This is a genomic window from Streptacidiphilus carbonis, from assembly GCF_000787775.1.
In the GTDB taxonomy this organism is placed as follows: Bacteria; Actinomycetota; Actinomycetes; order Streptomycetales; family Streptomycetaceae; genus Streptacidiphilus; species Streptacidiphilus carbonis.
On sequence record NZ_BBPM01000035.1, the window covers coordinates 14,591 to 33,762 of the forward strand.

At 71.9% G+C, this 19,172-nt stretch carries 15 protein-coding genes; 11 read left to right on the top strand and 4 right to left on the bottom strand.

What is annotated here, in order from left to right; translation table 11 throughout:
- Positions 1–22 precede the first annotated feature (22 nt).
- From rhaS to TR46_RS24630, 6 genes are all read left to right on the top strand, one after another.
- Positions 23–1,120, top strand: coding sequence for a rhamnose ABC transporter substrate-binding protein (gene rhaS / locus TR46_RS24605; RefSeq protein WP_042405022.1), 1,098 nt, complete (start codon positions 23–25; stop codon positions 1,118–1,120).
- 70 nt (positions 1,121–1,190) lie between these two features.
- Positions 1,191–1,511, top strand: a complete 321-nt coding sequence (locus TR46_RS24610) for an L-rhamnose mutarotase (RefSeq protein ID WP_042405025.1) — start codon at positions 1,191–1,193, stop codon at positions 1,509–1,511.
- 101 nt (positions 1,512–1,612) lie between these two features.
- Entirely contained in the window at positions 1,613–2,641 is a 1,029-nt protein-coding gene (locus TR46_RS24615) for a LacI family DNA-binding transcriptional regulator (RefSeq protein WP_042405026.1), read from the top strand.
- Between the two features lie 130 nt (positions 2,642–2,771).
- A complete protein-coding gene (locus TR46_RS24620; protein ID WP_052433071.1) occupies positions 2,772–5,570 on the top strand; it encodes an alpha-L-rhamnosidase-related protein in 2,799 nt (932 codons plus the stop codon).
- A gap of 114 nt (positions 5,571–5,684) precedes the next feature.
- The gene (locus TR46_RS24625) at positions 5,685–8,282 is read left to right on the top strand and encodes an alpha-L-rhamnosidase-related protein (RefSeq protein ID WP_042405028.1); all 2,598 of its coding nucleotides are present in this window, start codon (positions 5,685–5,687) and stop codon (positions 8,280–8,282) included.
- A 45-nt stretch (positions 8,283–8,327) separates the two neighbouring features.
- Positions 8,328–12,305 carry a family 78 glycoside hydrolase catalytic domain gene (locus TR46_RS24630; RefSeq protein ID WP_042405030.1) on the top strand — a complete coding sequence of 1,326 codons (3,978 nt, stop codon included), beginning with the start codon at positions 8,328–8,330 and terminating at the stop codon, positions 12,303–12,305.
- 35 nt (positions 12,306–12,340) lie between these two features.
- Here the strand turns inward: TR46_RS24630 and TR46_RS24635 are convergent, their stop codons facing one another.
- The gene (locus TR46_RS24635) at positions 12,341–13,237 is read right to left on the bottom strand and encodes a LysR family transcriptional regulator (RefSeq protein ID WP_042405032.1); all 897 of its coding nucleotides are present in this window, start codon (positions 13,235–13,237) and stop codon (positions 12,341–12,343) included.
- Between the two features lie 92 nt (positions 13,238–13,329).
- Between TR46_RS24635 and TR46_RS24640 the strand changes: the two genes are divergently transcribed.
- The 3 genes from TR46_RS24640 (at position 13,330) to TR46_RS24650 (ending at position 16,293) form a co-directional block, all read left to right on the top strand.
- Entirely contained in the window at positions 13,330–14,154 is an 825-nt protein-coding gene (locus tag TR46_RS24640) for an oxidoreductase (RefSeq protein WP_042405034.1), read from the top strand.
- Positions 14,155–14,271: 117 nt separating this feature from the next.
- Positions 14,272–15,105: an SAM-dependent methyltransferase gene (locus tag TR46_RS24645; RefSeq protein ID WP_369406008.1), complete on the top strand. Its 834-nt coding sequence runs from the start codon at positions 14,272–14,274 to the stop codon at positions 15,103–15,105.
- A gap of 81 nt (positions 15,106–15,186) precedes the next feature.
- Complete coding sequence (locus TR46_RS24650) at positions 15,187–16,293, top strand: PP2C family protein-serine/threonine phosphatase (protein WP_042405035.1); 1,107 nt, start codon at positions 15,187–15,189, stop codon at positions 16,291–16,293.
- Here TR46_RS24650 and TR46_RS24655 read toward each other — a convergent pair.
- Both TR46_RS24655 and TR46_RS24660 read right to left on the bottom strand, forming a co-directional pair.
- Positions 16,290–16,979 (bottom strand): mechanosensitive ion channel domain-containing protein, encoded by a 690-nt coding sequence (locus TR46_RS24655; RefSeq protein ID WP_052433072.1) that lies wholly within the window; start codon positions 16,977–16,979, stop codon positions 16,290–16,292. The two genes, TR46_RS24650 and TR46_RS24655, sit on opposite strands and share 4 nt — an antisense overlap.
- Positions 16,980–17,002: 23 nt before the next feature.
- A complete protein-coding gene (locus TR46_RS24660; protein WP_161790190.1) occupies positions 17,003–17,308 on the bottom strand; it encodes an STAS domain-containing protein in 306 nt (101 codons plus the stop codon).
- A gap of 108 nt (positions 17,309–17,416) precedes the next feature.
- Between TR46_RS24660 and TR46_RS24665 the strand changes: the two genes are divergently transcribed.
- The gene (locus TR46_RS24665) at positions 17,417–17,641 is read left to right on the top strand and encodes a hypothetical protein (RefSeq protein WP_042405038.1); all 225 of its coding nucleotides are present in this window, start codon (positions 17,417–17,419) and stop codon (positions 17,639–17,641) included.
- Between the two features lie 3 nt (positions 17,642–17,644).
- On the opposite strand, the gene msrA is transcribed toward TR46_RS24665, so the two are convergent.
- Positions 17,645–18,148 carry a peptide-methionine (S)-S-oxide reductase MsrA gene (gene msrA / locus TR46_RS24670; protein WP_042405041.1) on the bottom strand — a complete coding sequence of 168 codons (504 nt, stop codon included), beginning with the start codon at positions 18,146–18,148 and terminating at the stop codon, positions 17,645–17,647.
- A gap of 178 nt (positions 18,149–18,326) precedes the next feature.
- Between msrA and TR46_RS24675 the strand changes: the two genes are divergently transcribed.
- Positions 18,327–19,148 (top strand): SAM-dependent methyltransferase, encoded by an 822-nt coding sequence (locus TR46_RS24675; RefSeq protein WP_042405043.1) that lies wholly within the window; start codon positions 18,327–18,329, stop codon positions 19,146–19,148.
- Positions 19,149–19,172: the final 24 nt, after the last annotated feature.

Consider the following 19,172-nt stretch of genomic DNA (forward strand, 5'->3'; position numbering starts at 1 on the left):
GCAGCAGCGAGAGGAACCCGACATGACCCAGAGAATCGCCCCTGCCGGCCGTCTCGGCGTCGCCCTGGCCGTCACCGCCACCGTCGCCCTCGGGCTCAGCGCCTGTGGAGGCACCACCAAGAACTCCACCGACAAGGCGGCCTCCTCCGCCCCCGCCGCCGCGGTGGGCTCCTCCGCCGACCCGAACGCGTCCACCAAGACCGGGCTGACCGTCGCCTTCCTGCCCAAGCAGGTGAACAACCCCTACTTCACCATCTCCGACAACGGCGGCAAGACCGCGCTGACCACGCTGGGCGAGAGCTACAAGGAGGTCGGCACCAGCAGCGGCACCGACACCGCCGGACAGGTCTCCTACGTCAACACGCTGACCCAGCAGAAGGTGTCCGCGATCGCGGTCTCGGCGCAGGACCCGGCCGCCCTGTGCACCGCGCTCAAGCAGGCCATGAGCAACGGCATCAAGGTCGTCACCTACGACTCGGACACCGACCCCGGCTGCCGGCAGCTGTTCATCTCCCAGGCCAGCTCCGAGGCGCTGGGCCGCAGCGAGGTGGACCTGCTCGGCAAGCAGCTCAACTACACCGGTGACATCGCGATCCTGTCGGCCGCGCAGACCGCGACCAACCAGAACACCTGGATCGGCTACATGAAGGACGAGCTGAAGAAGCCCCAGTTCGCCAAGATGAAGCTGGTCAAGGTCGCCTACGGCAACGACGACGCGCAGACCTCGTTCCAGCAGACCCAGGGCCTGCTGCAGCAGTACCCCAACCTGAAGGGGATCATCTCCCCGACCACCGTCGGCATCAAGGCCGCCGCCCAGTACCTGTCCGGGTCCAAGTACAAGGGCGCGGTGCAGCTGACCGGTCTGGGCACGCCCAACGACATGCGCGCCTACGTCAAGAACGGCACCGTCCAGGGCTTCGAGCTGTGGGACCCGGCCAAGCTCGGCAGCCTGGCCGCCTACGCCGCCACCGCGCTGGCCTCCGGCCAGATCACCGGCGCGCAGGGCCAGACCTTCAAGGCCGGCTCCCTGGGCACCTTCACCGTCGGCGCCCAGGGCGTGGTGGTGCTCGGCGAGCCGACCGTCTTCACCAAGTCCAACATCGACCAGTTCAACTTCTGACCGCCCGCCCCACCCCGTGTGCGGGTGCCGCCACCACCCGGTGGCGGCACCCGCAGAACTGGAGCACGCCGTGCAGCGCGTCTGCTTTCTGCTGAAGGTCCGCCAGGACCGGCTGGACGAGTACCGCGAACGGCACCGGGAGGTGTGGCCGGAGATGCAGGCCGCGCTGACCGCGGCCGGATGGGGGAACTACTCGCTGTTCGTGCGTGAGGACGGCGTGCTGGTCGGCTATCTGGAGACCGAGGACTTCGAGGGGGCCCGGGCCGCCATGGCCGGCACCGAGGTGAACGCCCGCTGGCAGGCCGAGATGGCGGAGTTCTTCGATTCCCCGGACGGCGCTGCGCCGGATGCGGCGATGCGTCCCCTGACCGAGGTGTTCCACCTGGTCTGACGGGTGACTTGGCGCTCGAACGCGGGCGTGACCCCATACGATGAGCAGTCACCGGAGGTCCGGAACCCTCCGGTGTCGGCATGAGGCGGCAGGACGGGCGCGTGGCACAGATGGTGGGTATCAAGGACGTGGCCCGGCAGGCCGGTGTCTCGGTCGGCACGGTGTCCAATGTGATCAACCGACCGGACATGGTCTCCGAGGAGACCCGGTTCCGGGTCCAGGCCGTGATCGCACGCCTGGGCTATGTGCGCAGCGAGTCCGCCCGGCAGTTGCGGGCCGGTCAGAGCCGGATCATGGCGCTGCTGGTGCTGGACATGGGCAACCCCTTCTTTGTGGACGTGGCGCGCGGCGCGGAACGGGCCGCGCGGGCGGCCGGGCTCGGGGTGATGGTCTGCAACAGCGGCCAGAGCGCCGCCGAGGAGGCTGAGTACCTGTCGCTGTTCGCCGAGCAGCGGGTGCGCGGGGTGCTGCTGACGCCGTCCGACGCCAGCGGGCGCAATCTGGATTCCTTCCGGCGCCACCGGATCCCGTTCGTGCTGGTGGACCGGGTGGCGGCCGGCTCGTCCGAGTGCTCGGTCTCGGTGGACGACGTGGCCGGCGGCACCCTGGCGGTCCGTCACCTGCTGGCCGAGGGCCACCGTTCGATCGCCTATGTCAGCGGTCCCGGCCATCTGCAGCAGATCAAGGACCGCCGGCTCGGCGCGCTGGCCGCCATCGACGAGGCGGGTCTGTCCCCGGAGGTCCTGCAGGACGTGCCGACCGAGGGCCTGAACGTCGCGGCCGGCCGGGACGCGGGCGCCAGGCTGCTCGGCCTCACCAGCCGGCCCACCGCCGTGTTCTGCGCCAACGACCTGCTGGCCCTGGGCGTGCTGCAGGCCTTCTACGCGGCCGGCGTCAGCGTGCCGGACGAGCTCGCCATCGTCGGCTACGACGACATCGAGTTCGCCGCGGCCGCCGCCGTCCCGCTCACCTCGGTCCGGCAGCCGGCCCTCACCATGGGCGCGATGGCCGCCGAACTGCTGCTGGAGGAGACCGACGACGAGGCCGGCACCCACCGCCACCAGCGGGTCGTCCTGCAGCCGGAACTCGTGGTGCGCAACTCCTCCCTGGGCCGCCGCAAGCCGTCCTGACACCCGGAACCCGCTTCTCGCGTCGCTTCTATTGACGGCTCACAGCCAACGCTCATAGATTTCCAGCAGGTAAGGCAATGAAACGTTTCACGCTCCTCTCCCTCGGCATTCCCCCTACGGAGAACCTTTTATGACGACGCCTCAGCGCGCTCCTCGCCGACCAAGCCGGAAACGAAGCACCGCCCTCGCCGCAGCCCTGGCCGCACTGGCCGTCGCGGCCCTGCCGGCGGCGCACGCCAGCGCCTCAGCCGTCCACCCCGCCCCCGGCGCGCCGACCGCCCGCCCCTGGGACGCCTACAACCTGGCCCCCGCGAGCCGCACCGTCAGCCCGGTCCGGGTGACCCGTACCACCGGCACGGTGACCGGCGCGAGCACGGCGCCGCACGGCGGGGCGGTGACGCTGACCGGAGCCGGCTCCTCGATCACCCTGGACTTCGGCAAGGAGGTCGGCGGACTGGTCAGCCTGCACTTCACCGCCGCGAGCGCGGCCGGCCAGCAGCTGGGCCTGGCCTTCAGCGAGTCCTCGCAGTACATCGGCCCGGACGGCGACGCCAGCAACGGCGGCTCCGGCACCGACGGCGCCGTCTACGCCGACACCGCACCCGGTACCGAATGGACCCTGCCGCAGGCCTCGCTGCGCGGCGGCTTCCGCTACCTGACGCTCTTCGACAAGTCCGGCGGCCCGATCTCGTTCGACCAGGTCTCGCTGGCCATCAGCTTCGCGCCCACCATGGCGGACCTGCGCGACTACGACAACTACTTCTACTCCAGCGACCCGCTGCTCAACCGGATCTGGTACGCGGGCGCCTACACCGTGCAGACCAACACCATCGCGCCGGCCACCGGCCGGATCTGGGGCCCGCCGGCCACCGGCTGGGACAACAGCGGGACCGTCGGCACCGGCGCCACCGTGCTGGTGGACGGGGCCAAGCGGGACCGCACGGTGTGGCCCGGCGACCTGGGCGTTTCGGTCCCCACCCAGTACGCCTCGCTGGGCGACCTCACCCCCACCCGCAATGCGCTGACCACCCTCTACCAGCACCAGGCCGCCTCCGGCGAGCTGCCCTTCGCCGGTCCCGAGGTCAACTTCTACGGCTCGGACACCTACCACCTCTGGACCCTGATCGGCACCGCCAACTACTACCAGTACTCGCACGACAAGGCCTGGCTGGACACCGAGTGGTCCAACTACCAGCGCGCTCTGGCCTTCTCGCCCGCCAAGGTCCAGCCGGACGGGCTGATGTCGGTCACCGGCACCGCCGACTGGGCCCGCAGCGACCAGGGCGGCGAGAACATCGAGGCCAACGCGCTGTTCCACCAGGCCTTGACCACCGGCGCCGCACTGGCGGCCATCGAGGGCGACCAGGCCTCGGCCACCGCCTGGAGCACCGCCGCCGACAAGGTCGAGACCGCCGTCAACGCACTGCTCTGGGACGACGCGGCGGGGGAGTACCGCGACAACCCGGCCAGCGACCTGCACCCGCAGGACGGCAACTCGGCGGCGGTCTGGTTCGGACTGGCGCCGGCCGGCCGCGCCAAGCGCGTCAGCGCCTCGCTCACCACCGCCTGGAACGCCTACGGCGCCACCACGCCGGAGAAGAACTCGGAGATCGCCACCTTCCCCGGCTCCATGGAGATCCAGGCCCATCTGCAGGCCGGCGACGCCACCCAGGCCCTGGACCTGATCCGCCGCGAGTGGGGCTACATGCTCGACTCCCCGCTCGGCACCGGCAGCACCTTCTGGGAGGGCTACCTGGCGAACGGTCAGTTCGGCTACGGCGGCGCCTACATGAGCGCCTCGCACGGCTGGGCCACCGGGCCGACCTCGGCGCTCACCTTCGACGTGCTGGGCATCAGCCCGCAGTCCGTCACCGGCGGCTACGCCCTGAAGCCCCAGCCGGGCGACCTGGCCGACGCCCAGGGCTCGCTGAAGACCCCGCTCGGCGACATCAAGCTGGCCTGGCAGCACAACGTCAAGGACCGCAGCTTCACCGAGCAGGTGGACGCGCCGACCGCGGCGGTCGACGAGGTGGACGTGCCCACCTTCGGCGCCCCCGTCCAGGTGGCCGTCAACGGCAAGCGGGTCTGGAACGGCCGCACGGCCACCGGCTACGGCGCGCACCTGGCGGGCGACTACGTGGTGCTGCACGGCGCCCCGGCCCGGGCGTCGATCAGCAGCCAGGCGGTCGCCTCGGTGCCGACCACGCTGACCGTGGCCGCCACGTCCACCACGACCGCCCCGCTGCAGGCCGGGCACACCATGACGCTGCCGGTCACGGTCAGCGCGCAGGGCGACAGCCTGCTGCACGGTCAGGTCACCGCGAAGCTGCCGGCCGGCTGGACCGCCGACCCGGCGGCCTTCACCCTGGACACCCGCGACGGGCCGACCGACGCCGTCGTCCGACTGACCCTGCACGCACCGGCCGGCGCCACCGGCGCCCCGCAGTCCGTCGGGGTCACCGCCACCGCCGGCCGCGCCACCGCGCGGACCAGCACCCCGGTGCTGGTGTTCGGCAGTTGGCCGCAGGCCACCACCGCCGACGCGTCCAGCGCCCACGCCCCCAATGTCTTCAACGGGCAGACCCGCACCTACGACGCGGCCAACGCCGTCGACGGCGACCTCGCCACCTTCTGGAACGACGACACCTCCGGCCGGTACCCGGACACCCTCAGGGGCACCTCGCCGTCACCGGTCACCCTGAACGGGGTCGGCTTCGCCTCCATCGTCGACGGCGTGCCCACCGACTTCACCGTGCAGACCTGGGACGGCACCGCCTGGACCACCCGGGCCACGGTCGCCGGCAACACCGCGCTGGACCGCTGGATCCCCTTCGACAGCCCGGTCACCACCTCGCAGGTCCGTCTGGTCGTCACTGCTTCGCAGACGCAGAACGGCAATTTCACCAGGGTCGCCGAATTCACCCCGTAAGTCCGGAACGCTCCCGGAAATCCCGCGGACCAGCGGTTTCCGCAGGCCGATCCAGACTTCTGATTTGAAACGTTATACCCCGCTGTCCACCCAACAGCACCACAGGAGCCCGCCATGCCCAGCCCACTCCTGCCCGCCCGCCGTGCGCGGACCGTCCAGGCCGCAGTCGTCGTCGCGGCCCTCACCGCCACGCTCTCCGTGTCCCATCCGGCCTCGGCCCACCCCGCCCCGGCCGCCCTGAGCCGCGGATCCGCGCCCGACTGGCAGCAGTACGTCCAGGCGCCCGCAGGCCGCTCCGTGCAGCCGGTCGCGGTCGTCGCCACCACCGGCAGCGTGACCGAGCCGAAGGGTGCCCTCGGCAAGGGGACCGCGACCCTCACCCGGGCCGCACCGGCCGCCAAGCCGGCCTGGCCCACCGGCACCACCGCCACCGCCTCCTCCTTCCACGACGGCAACAACGGCAACGACGGCCTCCCGCGGACCTACGTCCCCGGGAACGCCGTCGACGGAAGCACCGACACCTTCTGGAACGACGCCTCCGCCGCCACCTATCCGGCCTGGCTGCAGATCACCAGCCCGACCGCGGTGGAGCTGCCCGGCATCACCGTGCTGTCCAACAGCGACGGCGTCCCGCAGGACTTCACCGTGCAGACCTGGGACGGGACCGTCTGGACCACCCGGGCCACCGTCACCGGCAACACCGACGTGCAGCGGGCCGTCTCCTTCAGCGCACCGGTGAGCACCACGCAGGTGCGCATCACCGTGACCAAGGACCAGGCCAGTGCCAAGGGCGAGTACACCCGGATCAACGAGGTCTGGCCCGGACCGGTCGCCGCCGATCCGCCGGCGCCAAGCATCACCCTGGACTTCGGCAAGGTGGTGGTCGGCTACCCCAGGATCAGTTTCGCCGGGGCCTCCGGGAACAGTCCCGGGGTCCGCCTCGCCTTCTCGGAGACCCTGCAGTACCTCAGCGACCGCTCCGACTTCACCCGCTCCGACGTCGGCGGCGGCCCCGGCACCGACCAGTACGCCGTGCCCCCGCAGGGAGGCGTCTGGACCGACAGCAAGACCTGCCTGAGCGGGACCAAGGTGTGCTCGGACGGCCTGCACGGCTTCCGCTACCTGAAGATCAGCCTGGACGCGCTGCCGGCCGACGCGCCCTACACCCAGGCCCAGGGCGCCGTGAAGATCAACGGCGTCTCCCTGGACTTCACCCCGTACCTGGGCACCCCGGCCAGCTACACCGGCTGGTTCGAGTCCTCCGACCAGCAGCTCAACCAGTACTGGTACAACGCCTCCTACACCAACGAACTGGTCACCGACACCTTCCGCTCCACCGACGTCGACCCGCGCGGCGCCGACAGCCCGAGCCTGGACGGCAAGCTGGTCCTGCAGGACGGCGCCAAACGCGACCGCGACCCCTACGTCGGCGACATCGCGGTCTCCGGTCGCACCACCTACCTCACCCACGACACCGCGGTCGCGGCCCGCAACGTCCTCGCGGACCTGGCGGACCACCAGCGCTCCGACGGCTGGATCCCCCCGGCGTCCATCAACAACTACACCCTGCCGCTGTTCGACTATCCGATGTGGTGGGTCACCAGCAGTTGGGACTACGTGCTCTACAGCGGCGACACCGCATACGCCAAGAGCTACTACCCCAACCTGCTCAAGGTCCTGGACAGCTGGTACCCCAGCGTCACCGACGCCGACGGCCTGCTCTCCAAGGGCCTCAACGGAACCGGCGGCTACGGCGACTACGCCTTCCTGCCCCGCGCCGGCGAGGTCACCTACTACAACACCCTGTACGTCCAGGCCCTCAAGGACGCCGCGGCCCTGGCCCGCTCGCTGGGCCGCACCGCCGACGCCGACCGCTGGCAGCAGCGGGCGGGCACCGTCGCCACGGCGATCAACGCACACCTGTGGGACAGCAGCACCGGCGCCTACCTCGACTCCGCCACCGGACCGGCCCGGCACGCCCAGGACGGCAACGGGCTCGCCGTCGTCGCCGGGGTCGCCAGCCAGGCGCAGGCGACCTCCGCGCTGGACTACCTGGCCCAGAAGACCGCACTGCCCTACGGCAACTCCTTCATGGACAACGACACCCTGGTCTCCGACGGCGCCCAGCGCGTCTACGCCTTCACCTCCTACCCCGACATCCAGGCCCGCTTCCTGAGCGGACAGGCCGACTCCGCGATCGACGAGATCAAGCGCCTCTACGGCTGGATGACCGACCACGGCCCCGGCATCACCGACTGGGAGGGCATCGGCGCCGGCGGGTCGCTGTACGAGGGCGCCTACACCTCCGCCGCCCATGGCTGGTCCACCGGCGTCGTCCCGGCCCTCACCAACGACCTGCTGGGGGCCACCCCCACCGGACCCGGCTTCAGCACCTGGACGGTCCAGCCCCACCCCGGCACGGTCACCTGGGCCCGCGGCCAACTCCCCACCCCGCACGGACCGCTGACGGTCAGCTGGACCCGGGGCAGCGGAGCCCAGCAGTTCTCACTGACCGTCACCGCCCCCCACGGAACCTCGGGGGAGGTGTCCGTCCCGGTCACCGGCACGGCCGTGGTCCGCCTGGACGGACACACCGTCTGGAACGGGAGCAGCGCCACCCGATCGGGCGCCACCCTGCAGAACGGCTACCTCACCCTGTCCGGGGTGCAGCCAGGCACCCACACCGTCACGGTCACCCGCACGGGCGCATAGCCCGCAGCCACCGGCCGACCCCCGACGAGAAGGAGAACAACCCCCGTGACCTGGTTCGGAACGAGAAGGGGCCGGCCCCCGCGCCGGGTCGCGTTCATCGCGGTCCTCGCGGCCCTGCTGGCCGCACCCACCGCGGCGCCCGCGCTCGCCGCCGCCGCACCGCAGCAACCGCCCGGCGCCTCCGGCAGCGCGCTGGCCCCCACCGGTCTGAAGGTCGACGGCCAGAACCCTGGCCTGCCGGCCGGCGAGGCGCGGCCCACGCTCTCGTGGACCCTGAACGACTCGGCCCGGGCCGAGGGCCAGACCGGCTACGAGATCCGGCTCGGTACCGGCCAGGGGCACACCTGGGACTCCGGCCGGGTGGCCTCGCAGAACTCGACCGACGTGGGGTACCCCGGTCCCGCACTGGTCAGCAACAAGACCTACACCTGGTCGGTGCGGACCTGGAACCGCCAGGGCGAGGCCTCGCCCTGGTCCGCGTCCGCCTCCTTCGACACCGGACTGCTCAACCCCGCGGACTGGTCAGCCTGGTGGCTGCAGGTCGGCGACGGCGCCCTGGTGCGCGGCGACTTCACCGTCACCAAGCCGGTGGCCCGGGCCCGGCTCTACTTCGCGGCCCAGGGGCTGGTCGAGCCGCATCTGAACGGCGCGCGGGTCGATCCGACCGAGGTCCTCGACTCCTCGGTGACCGACTACCGGTCCCGGGTCCTCTACCGCGACCTCGACGTCACCTCCCAGCTGCGCCAGGGCAGCAACGCACTGGCATTCATGGCCGGCAAGGGCCAGTTCGGCGGGCAGCCGACCTTCGTCGCACAGCTGGACGTGACCTACACCGACGGCTCCACCGCCACGTTCGGCACCGATCCGACCTGGCGGACCACGGCGGGGCCGGTCACCGGCGACGACTTCTACTACGGCGAGACCTACGACGCGCGCAAGGCCGTCGCAGGGTGGGACACCGCCGGACTGGACGACAGCTCCTGGGCCGCCGTGCACGCGGTCGCACCGGCCTCCCACCAGGTGAGCCTGGCCCAGGGCAAGCCGGTCACCTCGCTGGACACCACCAGCTGCTGCGGCTGGTCGCCCGCCGCGCTCACCGACGGCGTCGACGGCTCGACCGACGCCTCCGAGGGTTACCACTCGGCCATCGAGTCGACCGCCGACAGCACCAAGTGGGTGCAGACGGACCTCGGCAGCGACCAGAGCATCCATCAGGTCGCCCTGTACCCGGCCAGGCCGACCAACGACCCGGCCGGCGACTTCCCCGCCGCCGGCTTCCCGGTCCGCTACCTGGTCCAGGTCAGCGACGACCCGACCTTCGCCACCGCGACCACGGTCGCCGACCGCACCGGAGCCGACCAGCCCTCGCCCGGCACCGCCCCGGTGGTCCTGGACACCGACGCCACCGGCCGCTACGTCCGGGTCACCGCCACTGTGCTGCGCTGCATCGGCACCAGCTGCACCTTCCGGCTGGCCGAGCTCGGCGTCTACGGCGCCCACCCCGCCACCGGCTACTCCGCTGTCGCCGCGATACAGGACGACACCACCCCGCCGACCACCGTCGTCACGACCCTCACGCCGGTGAAGGAGACCCGGCCCGCCGCCGGGAAGCGGATGTACGACTTCGGCCAGAACATCACCGGCTGGGTGACCGTCACCGCGAACCAGCCCGCCGGGACCACCGTGGACATCAAGAAAGGGGAGATCCTCGACTCCGCGGGCGAGGTGACCACCTCCAACATCAGCTTCTCCGCCGGTGACCCGCCGCGCCAGACCGACCACTACACCTTCGACGGATCCGGAACCCAGAGCTACGCCCCGCACTTCAACTACTCCGGCTTCCGCTACGCCGAACTCACCGGCCTGCCGGACGGCGCGACGGTCACCGTCACCGCGCAGGAGGAGCACACCGCGGTCGCCACCACCGGCAGCTTCAGCTCCTCGGACGCACTGCTGAACTCGATCCAGGGCGCCGTCGCGCAGACCCAGCTCAACGACCTGCAGTCGATCCCGCTGGACTGCCCCACCCGGGAGAAGCACGGCTGGCTCGGCGACGCCGCCGACTCGGACGTGGAGGCTATGGCCAACTACGACATGCAGTCGTTCTACGACAAGTGGCTGGGCGACGTGGTCACCAGCCTCAACCCGGACGGCAGCATCCCCTCGGTGGCGCCGACCAACGGCAGCACCGGCTGGGCCACCGACCCGGCCTGGGGCACCGCCTACCCGCAGATCATCTGGGACAGCTACACCCAGTACGGCAGCAAGCAGCCCATCACCGCCAACTACCAGCACGTCAAGGCATGGGTGGACTACCTGGGCACGATCAGCGACGCCGACCACATCGTGGTCAACGCGCCCACCTCCTGGGGCGACGACTGGGTCGCCACCGTCAGCACCCCGCACGACTACTTCCAGACCGGCTTCTACTACCTGGACGCCCAGCTGCTCGCCAAGATGGCGAACGTGGTCGGCAACCGGGCCGACGCGACCAAGTACACCGCGCTGGCCACCCAGATCGCGGCCGGGTTCACCAAGCGCTACCTGGACACCGCCACCGGCGTCTACGGCACCGGCACCCAGCTGTCCTACGCGATGCCGCTGGTGCTGGGCATCGTGCCGGCCGCCCGGGTGCGGACCACCGTCGACCGCCTGGTGCAGGACATCGCCGCCCGCGACGACCACCTGACCACCGGCTTCGTCGGTACCACCCTGGTGTTCCAGGCCCTCGGCGCGTACGGCCGCAACGACGTCGCCCTGGCCGTCGCAGAGCGCACCGACTACCCCAGTTTCGGCTACATGCTCGGCAACGGCCCCGGCACGATCTGGGAGAAGTGGATCGACTCCTCCGCGCCGGACGGGACCTCTTCCAAGGACCACATCGGCCTCGGCGGATCCATCGGCCAGTGGTTCTACCAGCAGCTGGCCGGCATCCAGCCCGGCAGCACCGGGTCCGGGTACAGCAGCCTCACCCTCGCCCCCAGCGTGGTCGGCGCGCTGACCTCGGCCTCGGCCCAGCAGCAGACGGTGCGCGGAACGGTCGTCAGCTCCTGGCAGCGCAACGGGTCCACACTGACGTACCACGCGGTCGTCCCGGTCGGCAGCACCGCGACCATCCGGCTGCCGCTGCTCGGCGGAGCGCAGTCCACGGTCAGGGAGGGCGGGCGTACCCTGTACGCGGCCGGCCACCGCGAGCAGGCCGACCCCGGCCTCGCCGTCGGCACGGCGGACGACCAGATGCTCACCCTCACTGCGGGCTCGGGCGACTACACCTTCACCGTGACGCCGCCCAGGACCGCCTTCACCAGCGTGTCGGTGACCGCGGCCCAGCCGGCCCCGATCACCGCGGGCGGCAGCGGCGACATCACCGCGGTGGTCGAGGCGCGGTCCACCGGCAACGGTTCGGCCACCGTGGGCGCCTCGGTGCCCGCCGGCTGGACGGCCACCGCGACCCCCGCGGCGGTCCCGCTCACCCCGGCCGCCACCGAGACCCGCAGCACCGTCCGGATCACGGTGCCGGACGGCACGCCGAGCGGGGTGTACCCGGTGACGCTGAAGGTACGGGCCCCCGACGGCTCCGTCGCCACCGCGGCCGCGCAGGTGCAGGTCTTCGGGCACTGGCCGGCCGGGACCACAGCGAGCGCGTCGAGCGAGCACGCACCCAACGTGGTCAACGGCGTGACCCGCACCTATCTGGCGTCCAACGCGATCGACGGGAACCTGTCCACCTTCTGGAACGATGACACTCAGGGCCAGTTCCCGGACACCCTGACGGTCACGGCGCCCTCCGCGGTGCCGCTGGCCGGGGTGGGCTTCGCCTCCAACCCGGACGGCGTGCCGACCGACTTCACCGTCCAGACCTGGGACGGCTCGCAGTGGGTGACCCAGGTGCCGGTGTCCGGCAACACCGCGGTGTACCGCTGGATCCCGTTCCCCGCGCAGGTGACGACCACACAGGTACGGGTGGTGGTCACCGCCGACCAGGACGGCTCGTTCACCAGGATCGGCGAACTCGCCCCCTGAGCGCACCGCAGCATCACCTGGCCGCGCATCCCCGCCTACCGGCAGGGGTGCGCGGCCTGTGCGGCCTTCGCGTAGGCGTGCACCATCGGCCGGGTGTCGCCGGCCCGCCAGGCCAGCGCGAAGCGGGACGGCGACAGACCGCGGACCGGGAGGGTGACCACACCGCCCCGGGTCAGCAGCGGTGCGTTGCCCGCGCCGAGCAGGCAGACGCCCTGCCCGCCCACCAGCGCTTCGTAGGTCTCGTCGACCCCGCTGATCTCCGCGCCGACCAGCGGCTCCCGGCCGCCGCGCTCGTCGGTGGCCAGCCAGTGGTCCCGCAGCACCCCGGCGGTGGGCGGCAGCGCCAGGAAGGGCTGGTCCAGCAGCTCGGCGAAGTCGACGGACTCCCGTCCCGCCAGCGGATGGCTCTCCGGCAGGGCCACCAGCCGCGGCTCCTGGGCCACCACCACCCAGCCCAGCCGCTCCGGCTCGGGCTGCGGCAGCCAGACGAAGGCGACATCGCTGGAGCCGTCGGCCAGCCCGGCGCTGGGGTCGGTCCAGTCGACCTGGCGCAGGACCAGCTGCGCGTCCGGGTGGTCCGCGGTGAAACGGGACCGGATCGCCGGCAGCATCCCGTTGCGGCCCGGGCCGGTGCTCATCCCGATCACCAGCCTGGTCCGCGCCGCCGCCTTGGCCGCCGCGACCGCCCGCTCGGCCTCCGTCCACTGCTCCAGCATCCGCCGGGCGTGCGGCAGCAGCGCGGTCCCGACGGCGGTGAGCCGCACCTCGCGGTGGTCCCGATCGAAGAGCGGCGCGCCCAGGGCGCGTTCCAGCATCCGGATCTGCTTGCTCAGTGCCGGCTGCGAGACGAACAGCAGCTCGGCCGCCCGGGTGAAGTGCAACTCCTGTGCCACCGCGGCGAAGTAGCGAAGGTCCCGCCCATGCACGTCCATAGCCCATGGTTATCACGGAAGGTCTTGGACGCGCGAGGCGCCGCCCAGCAGGCTTGGTTCCAACAGCGGGACACGGACCATGAGGAGTGGCAATGAGCAGGGTATGGCTGATCACCGGCGCCAACAGCGGCTTCGGCCTGGCGCTCACCGAGGCCGCGGTGGCGGCGGGCGACGTCGTGGTCGCCACCGCCCGGCGGCCCGAGGCTCTGGCGGAGCTGGTGGCGGCCCACCCCGACCAGGTCGAGGCGGTGCGGCTGGACGTCACCGACCCGGCCGGCGTCGACGCCGTGGTCGCTGATGTGACGGAACGTCACGGCAGGATCGACGTCCTGGTCAACAATGCGGGCCGGACCCATATCGGGGCGGCGGAGGAGACCACCGACGCCGAGCTGCGCTCGCTGTTCGAGGTGCACTTCTTCGGCCCGGCGGCGCTGGTGCGGGCGGTGCTGCCGTCCATGCGCAGCCGTCGCTCCGGGGCGATCGTGCAGTTCAGCAGTATGGGCGGGCAGATGTCCTTCGCCGGCTTCTCCGCCTACAGCGCCACCAAGTTCGCCCTGGAGGGGTTCTCCGAGGCGCTCCTGGACGAGGTCGCCCCGCTGGGAATCAAGGTGCTGGTGGTGGAGCCGGGTGCGTTCCGCACCGGTCTGATGGGCAGTCGCAGCGCCAGCGCCGAGATCGACGACTACTCCGGCACCGTCGGCGCGACCCGGGCCATGGCGGCGGCCGGCGACGGCACCCAGCCCGGTGACCCGGCCAAGGCGGCCGCCGCGATCCTGGCCGCCCTGGCGGCCGAGAACACCCCGCTGCACCTGCCCCTGGGCAACGACGGGGTCGATGCGGTCCTGGGTCACCTCGACGCCGTCCGCGCCGAGGTGACGGCCTGGGAGAAGACCGCCCGCGACACCGCCCTCGACTGATTCCCTCACCCGGACCTCGGATCTGACGCCGCGTCGGTGCGGCGTCGGATCCGAGGTCCGGGTACGGTATCGTCGGCCCGCGTCAGGGGTGGGCGGGTACGGCGGCTGGAGGGGCTCGTGACGGAGGACAGGACCTGGATGCAGGGGACCGGCGAGCGGCCGCCGTCGGCGGACCTGCATCCGGAGGTCGCCCATCCCGCCCGGGTCTACGACGTGTGGCTGGGCGGCAAGGACAACTTCGCCTCCGACCGTGCCGTCGCCGAGCAGCTGGCGGCGTTGACCCCGGACGTGGTGAACGCGGCCCGGGCCAACCGGGCCTTCCTGGGCCGGGCCGTGCGCACCGTCTCGGCGCTGGGCGTCAGCCAGTTCCTGGACATAGGCACCGGCATCCCGGCGGCCGGCAACACGCACCAGGTGGCCCAGCAGGCCGACCCCTCGGCCCGGGTCGCCTACGTGGACAACGACCCGATCGTGCTCACCCACGCCAGGGCGCTGATGAGCGGCTCCGGCCACGGCGCGACCACGGTGACCCAGGCCGACCTGCGCGACCCCGAGGCGATCCTGGCCGCACCCGGGGTGCGCGACCTGCTGGACTTCAGCCGCCCGATCGCGTTGATGCTGGTCGCGGTGCTGCACTTCATCGGCGACGACCAGGACCCGCAGGGCATCGTCAAGCGCCTGCTGGAGGCCCTGCCGACCGGCAGCCACCTGATTCTGACCCATGGCACCGGCGACACCCTGCCGCAGGAGCTGGCCCAGCGCGCCGAGCAGTCCTACGACCGGGCCGCGGCCCATCTGCACCTGCGCCCGCAGCAGGAGGTGCAGCGGTTCTTCGGCGGCGGCGAGCTGCTGGAGCCGGGCCTGGTGCTGGCGCCGTACTGGCGTCCGGACGGCCCGCTGCCCGAGGACGCCGCGCGCCTCGGCATCTACGCCGGCATCGCCCGCTACTGAGCCGTCGGGTACCGGGCCGCCTGCCACGGCACGGCGGCGTCCCGGCATGCGGCGCGGCCGCATCAGGGGTATGCAAGGAGGATGGATGCGCCGGAGGGGTTGACCGGGTGGCGCTCACGGCGGCCGCGGGCGGGCCTGGTGGCCGTCGCGCTGGCGGTGATGGCGGTGATCGCCGTCGCGGACGTGCTGTCCCCGTCCGACATCCATCTGGGCCCGCTGCTGGTGGTTGCCCCGGCGTTCACGGCATCCTTCGCGGGTCCGCGGCTGACCGGGTTCATCGGACTGCTGGCGGTGCTCACCCTGGTCTGGGTGGGGCTGGCCCGCGGAGTGGTGGGGACCGAGAACCTGATGGTGCAGATCGGCTCCATGATCGCCCTCTCGGCGCTGCTGGTGGTCTTCTGCCGGCTGCGGGAACTCCGCCTCGGCGAGCTGTCCCGGGCCCGCTTCGTCTCCGAGGCCACCCAGAGGGTCCTGCTGCCGCCGATCCCGGAGGTCTCAGGACCGCTGCGGATCGCCTCGCGCTACCGCGCCGCCGAGGCGGACACCGGCATCGGCGGCGACCTGTTCGCGCTGGCCCGCACGGCCGGCAGCACCCGGCTGCTGATCGGCGACGTCCGCGGCAAGGGGCTGTCCACCCTGGACGCCACCGCGATGCTGCTGGGCGCGTTCCGCGCGGCCGCGCACCGGGAGTCGCCGCTGCTGGAGCTGGTCTCCTACCTCGAAGGAAGCGTCTGCTGGGGGCTGGGGCAGTTCACCGAGGCCGAGGGCGACGTGGGGGAGCGGTTCATCACCGCGCTCGTGCTCGACATCCCGGACCACGACCAGGTCGTCCACCTGGTCAACTGCGGCCACCCCCCGCCGCTGCTGCTCGGCCGCCGGCACCCGGTCCAGCTGCTGGACCGGACGGCCCCGCCCCTCGGTCTCGGCGCCCTGGCCAGCGCCCCGTACGAGATCACCACCTTTCCCTTCGGACCCGAGGACCTGCTGCTGCTCTACACCGACGGGCTGATCGAGTCCCGGGACGGGGACGGCCGCTTCTACCCGCTGGCGGAGCGCGCGGCCCAGTGGGGCGCCCGGACGCCGGGCTCCTTCCTGGACGCGCTCTGGACGGACCTGGAGTCCCATCGGGACGGCCCGCCCCAGGACGACATCGCTCTCATCGCCCTGCGCCGCGCCGACACGCCTTAGGGCTCCGGCTTCTGCAGGGGCACCGGGGCGGGGGAGATCGCGGCGCTCAGGACCGCGTTGTTGGGCAGTAGGACGGCGCCGTCCTCGGTACGGAGCTGGACGAAGAGCAGGGTCATGTCGGTGACGTGGCCCTGGATCCGGCCGCCGAGGGCGCCGGACTGGATGGTCACGTCCTGGCCGACATGGAACGGGCGGGCGGTCAGCAGTACCAGCCCGGCGAAGATGTTGCCCAGCACCGGCTGCGCGGCGATGCCCACGATCACACCGGTCAGCGCGCCGCCCAGGATCAGCCTGCTCCACGGGACGTGCAGCAGGCTGAGCGCGCCCAGGACGACCAGTGCGTAGCCGCTCAGCAGGCACAGCATCCGCAGGGTGGTCACCCGGGTGTCGCCGAACCGCTGGGGCACCAGCGCCACCAGGTCCTGGGTGGCGCCGCGGACCGCGATCAGCGCGAAGACCAGGAAGACCAGGGCGCTGACCGCGGCCGCGGTGCGGTTGGCCAGCGAGTGGTGCGAGGACGCGTCGCCCAGCACGCCCCCGTAGTACGTGGACACCCCCAGCCCGGCCAGGGCCATGGTGGTGGTCACGAGGGCCTTGCGGGTGCGGATGGCTCCGTGCCAACGGACCGGGCGGACGGCGCGGCCGCCGTTCTCCTCGGCGGAAGCGGCCTCATCTGGTGTTTTCACGCTCCGTATTGTGCAACAGACGGCTAAGCCGCCGTCAGCAGCCGCGACAGCCCGGTGGCGTTCAGTACCCGGAGCAGCAGCGGGCCCGCCTGGACCAGCCGCAGCGGCACCCCGAAGTCGGCCGCCAGGTGCTGGGCCCGGATGAACACGGTGAGGCCGCCGTAGTCGCAGGAGTCGACCAGGGCGACGTCGACCTCGATCCGGCGCACCTGGGGGTCGATGAGCAGCGACTCCAGGGCCTCGTCGAGCAGCGCGTCGGCGCTGCGGTCGACGCGCCCCGCGAGCATGATCTCCGCGGTGGCGGAGCCCTCCGGTACGAGCACGGTCACGGCTGAAATCTCGCCCATGAATCCCCCGATGCCGCAACAATAGTGGGCAGCAAGCTAGTTGAACCGGCCGCGGCTCGTACACGACATCCGCAGGTTCCTGGGGGCATCGTGTCTCTGTCGTTACCGCCGGGGCCGGGGAGCAGCGCATCCGGGAGCCGTCTGCTGGGCGGCGAGCTGCCGGTCACCCGGCTGGGCCACGGCACCGTGCAGCTGACCGGGCCCGGCGTCCGGGGGGACGCCGAGGACCCGGCCGAGGCGGGACGCGTGCTGCGGCGAGCCGTCGAGCCGGGCCGTCCGTTCATCGACACCGCCGACGCCTGTACGGCGGCGTGACGGCTACCGGCGCGGCAGCTTCCAGCCCGGGCGCGGGAAGTGGCAGGTGTAGCCGTCGGGGTAGCGCTCCAGGTAGTCCTGGTGCTCCGGCTCGGCCTCCCAGAAGTCGCCGACGGGCTCGACCTCGGTGACGACCTTGCCGGGCCACAGGCCGCTGGCCTCCACGTCGGCGATGGTGTCCAGGGCGGTGCGGTACTGCTCCGCGTCCGCGTAGAAGATCGCGGAGCGGTAGCTGGCGCCGATGTCGTTGCCCTGCCGGTCCACCGTGGTGGGGTCGTGGATCTGGAAGAAGAACTCCAGCAGGTCGCGGTAGGAGGTCCTGGCGGGGTCGTACTCGATCTCGATCGCCTCGGCGTGCGAGCCGTGGTTGCGGTAGGTGGCGTTGGGGGTGTCCCCGCCGGAGTACCCCACCCGGGTGCGGGTCACCCCGGGCAGCTTGCGGATCAGGTCCTGCATGCCCCAGAAACAACCACCGGCCAGAACGGCCTTCTCCGTGTCCCCAGCCATGGCTTCTCCCTCAGTCTCGTCGGGCAGTCTCGTCGGGGCCGAACGCTCCGCTCGGCTCCACTCTTGCCGGGGCCGTCGCCGGGGTCAAACGAAGGGGCGGCAGGGGCTAGTCTGTGCATGATCGTTGGGCTTGCGTTCGAGCGAGTAGGGTGGCGTCGTGGCTGAGGACTTGGGCTGGATGAAGCCGGGTGACGACCGGGTGCCGTCGGTGGCGCTGCGCACGGATGTGGCGCACCCCGCCCGGATCTACGACTTCCTGCTCGGCGGCAAGGACAACTTCGCGGCCGACCGCGACGCCTCGGTCGAGATCACCGGCGTCTGGCCCAACCTGCCGAAGTCGATGCGGGCCAACCGCAGCTTCATGCGTCGGGTGACCCACTACCTCGCGGCGGAGCAGGGCATCCGCCAGTTCCTGGACATCGGCACCGGGCTGCCCACCTCGCCCAATCTGCACGAAGTGGCCCAGGCCGTGGACCCCGGGGCGCGGGTCGCCTACGTCGACAACGACCCCATGGTGCTGGTGCACGCCCGCGCCCTGCTCACCAGCACGCCCGAGGGCCGCACCACCTACATCGACGCGGACCTGCACGACCCGCAGGCCATCCTCAACGCCCCGAACCTGCGGGCCACCCTGGACCTGGACCGGCCGGTCGCCCTGAGCCTGATCGCGGTGCTGCAGTTCATCACCGACGAGGACGAGGCGCACGCCATCATCGACGGACTGATGAAGCACCTGGCACCGGGCAGCTTCCTGGCCCTCTCCACGGTGACCGCCGACAGCGCCCCCGAGGAGGTCACTCGCGGCATCGCCGCCTACGAGGCCCGAGGCATTCCGGAGCGGATCCGCGATCGGGCCGAGGTCGAGCTGCTCTTCGGCGACCTGGAGCTGGTGGACCCCGGGGTGTGCCTGGTGCACCGCTGGCATCCGGACGCCGAGGCCGAGGCCACCTCCGACGCGCATGTGCACATGCACGGCGGCGTCGCCCGCAAGCGCGGCTGAGCCGAGCCCGGGCTACGGCCGCCG